The 5,207-nt window shown below is 32.7% G+C and carries 8 protein-coding genes; 1 reads left to right on the top strand and 7 read right to left on the bottom strand.

All coding sequences use genetic code 11. The features are described 5' to 3' along the window. Positions 1–7 precede the first annotated feature (7 nt). The 3 genes from RM539_RS19540 to RM539_RS19530 all read right to left on the bottom strand — a co-directional run bounded on the left by RM539_RS19540 (position 8) and on the right by RM539_RS19530 (position 888). Positions 8–151: a hypothetical protein gene (locus RM539_RS19540; RefSeq protein ID WP_311505103.1), complete on the bottom strand. Its 144-nt coding sequence runs from the start codon at positions 149–151 to the stop codon at positions 8–10. Then, complete coding sequence (locus RM539_RS19535; protein ID WP_311505102.1) at positions 114–356, bottom strand: hypothetical protein; 243 nt, start codon at positions 354–356, stop codon at positions 114–116. The genes RM539_RS19540 and RM539_RS19535 overlap by 38 nt, the downstream gene beginning before the upstream one ends. A gap of 178 nt (positions 357–534) precedes the next feature. Beyond that, entirely contained in the window at positions 535–888 is a 354-nt protein-coding gene (locus RM539_RS19530; protein WP_311505101.1) for a winged helix-turn-helix transcriptional regulator, read from the bottom strand. Between the two features lie 100 nt (positions 889–988). On the opposite strand from RM539_RS19530, the gene RM539_RS19525 reads away from it, so the two are divergent. After that, a complete protein-coding gene (locus RM539_RS19525) occupies positions 989–1,780 on the top strand; it encodes an alpha/beta hydrolase (RefSeq protein ID WP_311505100.1) in 792 nt (263 codons plus the stop codon). A 97-nt stretch (positions 1,781–1,877) separates the two neighbouring features. Here RM539_RS19525 and RM539_RS19520 read toward each other — a convergent pair whose 3' ends face one another. The 4 genes from RM539_RS19520 to RM539_RS19505 form a co-directional block, all read right to left on the bottom strand. After that, entirely contained in the window at positions 1,878–2,861 is a 984-nt protein-coding gene (locus RM539_RS19520) for an alpha/beta hydrolase (RefSeq protein WP_311505099.1), read from the bottom strand. A gap of 208 nt (positions 2,862–3,069) precedes the next feature. Continuing rightward, positions 3,070–3,651 carry a YdeI/OmpD-associated family protein gene (locus RM539_RS19515; protein WP_311505098.1) on the bottom strand — a complete coding sequence of 194 codons (582 nt, stop codon included), beginning with the start codon at positions 3,649–3,651 and terminating at the stop codon, positions 3,070–3,072. A 38-nt stretch (positions 3,652–3,689) separates the two neighbouring features. After that, positions 3,690–4,082: a RidA family protein gene (locus tag RM539_RS19510; RefSeq protein WP_311505097.1), complete on the bottom strand. Its 393-nt coding sequence runs from the start codon at positions 4,080–4,082 to the stop codon at positions 3,690–3,692. Between the two features lie 75 nt (positions 4,083–4,157). Next, on the bottom strand, positions 4,158–4,847 hold the full coding sequence (locus RM539_RS19505; protein ID WP_311505096.1) for a helix-turn-helix transcriptional regulator: 690 nt from the start codon (positions 4,845–4,847) through the stop codon (positions 4,158–4,160). Between the last annotated feature and the right edge of the window lie 360 nt (positions 4,848–5,207).

The raw sequence follows: 5,207 nt of genomic DNA, 5'->3' as shown, positions 1-5,207 counted from the left end.
TTAATGACTATTCTTCTTCATTTTGATCAAAAAGATCTAGTAATTCAGTTTTGGGATTTAGCATAAATCCTTCCAGTACTTTCAAGGCTTTTTCCTGAATGGCACCAAGGCTTTCATACTCGAAGGGATCCGGCAGCAATATAATCTTCATTAAGTTTTAAAACCTTTGAAAGATAGGTGTCGTCTTCCCCGTAGTAATAAATAATAGCCTCAGATCCCAGGATATGAGGTTCAAGAGAATATGGTATTTGCTCAAAATATTCCATCGCATAAAGCTCCGGCATATTAAACGATACCGTCTTGGTCACTGGATCGAAGGAGAGCAATGTTGGAATATAAAGCCCGAGGTCAAACATCGATTTTTAATTTAAACTTTCTTCATCTAATTTGATAGAAGTTACTTACTAAATGTCAATATGGAGTCTTTAGCTTCTGCTGAAGTTTAAAAATTTTAAAGGATGAACTAACTTTTAACGCTCATTTTTCCTCGGATTATTATAAGCACGGACATATTTCTTTGCATAAATTCAGAAATCATTTCCACTTTTCACCCCAACTATTTAAATTTAAAATAATCATTAAAAGTTCGTTTCCTTTTTCTGTTACTTCATATTTAATTTGCTGAGGAACTGTATCTGGTACTTCGATTTTAATGATTAATTTTTCTTTATAAAGCTCACTCACTCTTTTTCCTAGAATTTGATCTGAAATGGTGGGGAAAACTTTTTTAATAGTACTAAATTGATGCGCCTCATTAGCAATGCAATACAAAATTTGCATTTTCCAACGTAAACCGATGTTTCCCAAAATTATGTTTACATCACATGCTTTCGCCAGTATTTGTAAATTTTCTACATTGGTAGAGGATTCTTTTATCTCGGTAGCCATCTTTTTAAAGTATTGTATACGTTATTATTAAGCTCATTTTGGGGTTAGTTATTGCGTTATTTTTCTTTAAACTTTAATTTTGCATAAAAATAAAAAAACTATGCGTTTATCAAGAAAAATCTTTATTACTGTAATATTCCTAATATTTACAGGACAGCAAAATATTTTTGCTCAAAATGAATTAGAAAAACCAACATACGTTTTAGTTCACGGTGCGTGGCATGGTGGATGGAGTTGGCAAATGGTAAGCCAAGAACTAAGGGAAAATGATTTTAATGTGTATACACCATCATTAAGTGGATTAGGCGAGCATAAAAATATTGCAACTGAAAACATCACCTTAGAAACGCATATTTCTGATATTGTTAATTTAATAGAAATGGAAGATTTATATAATGTTATCCTAGTAGGGCATAGTTATTCAGGAACAGTAATTGCGGGTGTGGCGGACAGGATCCCTAATCGATTAAGTAAACTGATTTTTCTTGATGCAATGCTTGTACATGATGGAGAAAGCCCACTTTCTTTACAACCAAAAGAAGCTAGAATTTCACAAGAAAAACTAGTAAGGAAAAAACAAAATATTCCTCCATTTCCTGTAGCGTTATTTGGAGTGACAGATAGTTTACAGGCAAAATGGGTAACAGAACGCCTTACACCTCAGCCTTTTAATACTTTTGCTCAAGAGTTATCCCTTGAAAATGAATATGGAAATGGTTTGCCTCTTATTTATATTGCATGTACAAATCCTTGGCTTCCTATTTTAAAAAAAATGAGTAAAGAAGCAAAAAATAATCCATCTTGGAGTTATTTTGAACTAAATACAGGTCATGATGCCATGCTATTAGTTCCTGATGAATTGAGTAATTTGTTAGTAAAACTATCTAAATAGAATATTACACTTATCTAAAAGACTCTTGGTAGTAAAATATAAAGTACTAAAACTGCCTAATTTTAGTACTTTATATAAAAATTTAAGCCTAAGAAATTTACCTAAGACTCTCTTTGATGATAACTGCGGCTTGTAAAAGAGCAACTTGAATTGCTGTGATATCGGCAATAGGATTTAAAAGACCGTAATCATGTATTAATCCACCATATCTTGTTAAAGTTACTTTTACACCTGCTTCATTCAGTTTTCTAGCATATGCTTCACCTTCGTCACGCAAGACATCATTTTCTGCAGTTTGCACTAAAGCCGGTGGCAATCCATTTAATTCTTCTAAACTGGCCTGCAGTGGTGATGCATAATTTTCATTTCTTTTTGTAGTATCTGGTAGGTAGTTATCCCAAAACCATTTCATCATATTTTTTGTAAGAAAGCGTCCTTCGGCAAATAAATTATAGGATTCGGTTTCAAGATTAGCATCAGTTACTGGCCATAACAAAACTTGTAGTTTTAATTTCGGTCCGTTATTTTCCTTAGCCATTAAAGCAATTACTGCTGCCATATTTCCACCAACACTATTTCCAACTACTGCTAGGTTATTGCCATCAACTCCTATATTTTCTCCATTTTCGGAAACCCATTGTGTAGCTGCATAAATTTCATTGATTGCGGTAGGGTATTTTGCTTCTGGTGAAGGCGTATAGTCAGGAAATACCGCAACGGCACCACTTTCCACAACAAGATCTCGAACGAGCCTTCTATGAGTCGGATAATCGCCAAGAACCCAACCACCGCCGTGAATAAAGATAAATACTGGTAAGCCTTTTATCGCATTTTTCGGTTTAGTGATGTGTAGATTAACATCATAACCATTTTGTGAAATCTGTTGTTCGGTTTCCTCTATACCGGAATAATCTACTTCAACAGATTTTTGGGCGCCAACTAATACTTGGCGTGCTTCTTCTGGAGTCATTTGCTCCATTGGTTTTCCGTCTCCTGAATTAAGTGTTTCTAAAAATGAACGTACTTCTTTAAAAACATGTGGGTCTTTTTCGCCTACGAAAGGTCTTGCTTCTTGTGACATTGCTATTGGATTTAAAGTTATTATTAAAATGAATGTTATAATCTCCTTTAATGATGTTATTATTTTAATAATGTAAATTTTTATATTTAAATGGGTGAATTAAGGAATATTTGCATTAAGAACTATCTCAAAGAACTGGTTTAGCCACCACTGCCTATATGTTGTATCATACTGGCTACACTAACGTTCATCTATTGTAAGCCATCGTTTATCTAAATTGTTTTGGCACCTCATTATTACTTGCCAGTTCAGCGATTTTGCTAATTCTTTTTTCTCTTGTTTCATTTAGTTTGGCAAGTACAATCCATTGTAATAAGGCTTTTCTTTTAGATTTACTCAAACTCAAAAAAAAGTCTTTTGAATTACCTTTTGTTTTGAATGCTCTATCTAAATCTCTTGGAATAATTAGTTTCTCAACCTTATCTAAAATTGTCCAGTAACCGTTTTGTTCTGCAATTCTTATACTTTTTAGTCCTGCTTCTCTCATCAAACCTTGTTCAATTAAATAATCGACTTTCTCTTTATTTATTTTAGACCAAGTGCTTTGAGCTTTTCGTTTGCTGAATAATTGTTTATATCCTATATCATCAATAGTTTTTTTAACACTGTCTATCCATCCAAAACATAAAGCTTCATCTACTGCCTCACTCCAGAATAAAGTTGGGTTTTTGAAGTTTTTCTTATAAAAAACAAGCCAAACAGATTGTTTAGAAATATGATTTTCTATTAACCAGTTTCTCCAATCTGTTTGACTTGAGGGACAAAATGTTTCTGTATTTTTATGAATCACTAATTTTTTTCTTTTTCTTCATCAGAAAATTTGCTAATTTATCTTACAACTGTTGCTTCCAATTCTATTGTTAATGTTGCAAAAAGTCCTTTGACTTCAAGTAAGGTTGTAGCTTGTTGAATTTCATATTTTTGAAGGAATGGAACATATACATCCATGCAAGTTGCAAAGAAGTCTTGTGTTGAGGTCGTGTAAACATTTAGTCTAACTATATTTTTACACTCGTAATCTGCTTCATTTATAAGTTTTTCTAAATTAGAAATTGTTTGGATAAGCTGAGAACGCATATCTGAATTGCTAGGGGCACCATTTTCATTTATGGCTACCTGGCCAGAACAGTAAAGTGTTCCTTTGACATTTTTTACTTCTACTGCTTGTGCTGAATTTGTGTTTACCCCCCAAGCCCAAGGGTCAATTGATTTTTTTTCCATTTGTTTATTTGTTTTTAATTAAAGAACAAATGTAAAATGGGGTTGAGACAACCTTATGGCAAGGGTAAAAAGTATTTAGTGATATCTATCAAAAAAATCTTGTAGAGTCATTTTATGCGGTTTGAAATTTTCTGAAAGAATTTCCATTTTGTTGATTCTATCGAGACGAAAATATCGAAACTCATCTCTTAACCTGCACCAAGCAACCATTAGCCAGTTTTCTGTGCTTAATAAGGCAAAAGGCTCAATAATTCTACGGGTAGTTTTGTAGGACTCGTTTGTATATTCAATATTAACGAGAACGTAGTTAGTAAGTGCAAACTGTAATTGAGATAGGTTATTACTATTTCTTTCTAAATTAATATTTTGATTATATCGTGTTCTATCGGTAAGTAAATTAGCTTTGTCTTTTTCACTTTGTCTAAGTACAGCTTTAATTTTTTCAATAGCTTCTGAGTAATCTTTAATGAATGAAGAGTCTTTGTTTTTTAAGACCAGTTGTTCTGCCAGAACTAGAGCGTTTGCTTGACTTTCTGTAAACATTACTGGTGGAACTTTATAACCATCCATTAATGTGTAACCTTTTCCTTCTTCTGTAATTATTGGAACACCTGCTTGTTCTAATGATTTTATATCTCGATAAATGGTTCTTTTACTAACTTGAAACTTTTTGGATAATTCAAATGCAGTAAGAATATGTTTAGTTTGAAATTGGATTAGAATGGCAGTTAATCGAGATAGTCTATTTGTTTCTGAATAATCCATTTTCAATGTAGTTAATGATTTTTTTAATGGCTTGCATCGCCTTCTTATATTCGTCAGTTGTGGTATTTTGAAAACAGATTAGTACGCTTAATTTTTACTTTAATGAATTTTTAAAAATACTATTTTATTTGGAATATGGATATTCAGGACTAAGCTGACCCCTCTGAAGATTACCTTTTAGGTATCTGTCGTTCTGGCGGATGCTTACCCCATAGAAAATAAATGTAGCTGGCTGGAAAAATTATTCCGGAGCATCACCGGAATATCCAATTAATAAATATAGAAATTGGTATTAAGTACAGAAAGTTGGACTTTAACCACCTAATTAAACCTCTTGGTATTCGAACCGTTAACTACTCT

The sequence above is a fragment of the Autumnicola musiva genome (assembly GCF_031846585.1).
GTDB classification, from domain to species: domain Bacteria; phylum Bacteroidota; class Bacteroidia; order Flavobacteriales; family Flavobacteriaceae; genus Autumnicola; species Autumnicola musiva.
The sequence above is the reverse complement of the archived record's forward strand: the minus strand, read 5'-3'. Positions and strand labels throughout refer to the sequence as shown.

Excerpts from the sequence above, each read along its gene's own strand:
- RM539_RS19540 (WP_311505103.1), bottom strand. The coding sequence starts at position 151 with ATGAAGATTATATTGCTGCCGGATCCCTTCGAGTATGAAAGCCTTGGT.
- RM539_RS19535 (WP_311505102.1), bottom strand. The coding sequence starts at position 356 with ATGTTTGACCTCGGGCTTTATATTCCAACATTGCTCTCCTTCGATCCA.
- RM539_RS19530 (WP_311505101.1), bottom strand. The coding sequence starts at position 888 with ATGGCTACCGAGATAAAAGAATCCTCTACCAATGTAGAAAATTTACAA.
- RM539_RS19525 (WP_311505100.1), top strand. The coding sequence starts at position 989 with ATGCGTTTATCAAGAAAAATCTTTATTACTGTAATATTCCTAATATTT.
- RM539_RS19520 (WP_311505099.1), bottom strand. The coding sequence starts at position 2,861 with ATGTCACAAGAAGCAAGACCTTTCGTAGGCGAAAAAGACCCACATGTT.
- RM539_RS19510 (WP_311505097.1), bottom strand. The coding sequence starts at position 4,082 with ATGGAAAAAAAATCAATTGACCCTTGGGCTTGGGGGGTAAACACAAAT.
- RM539_RS19505 (WP_311505096.1), bottom strand. The coding sequence starts at position 4,847 with ATGGATTATTCAGAAACAAATAGACTATCTCGATTAACTGCCATTCTA.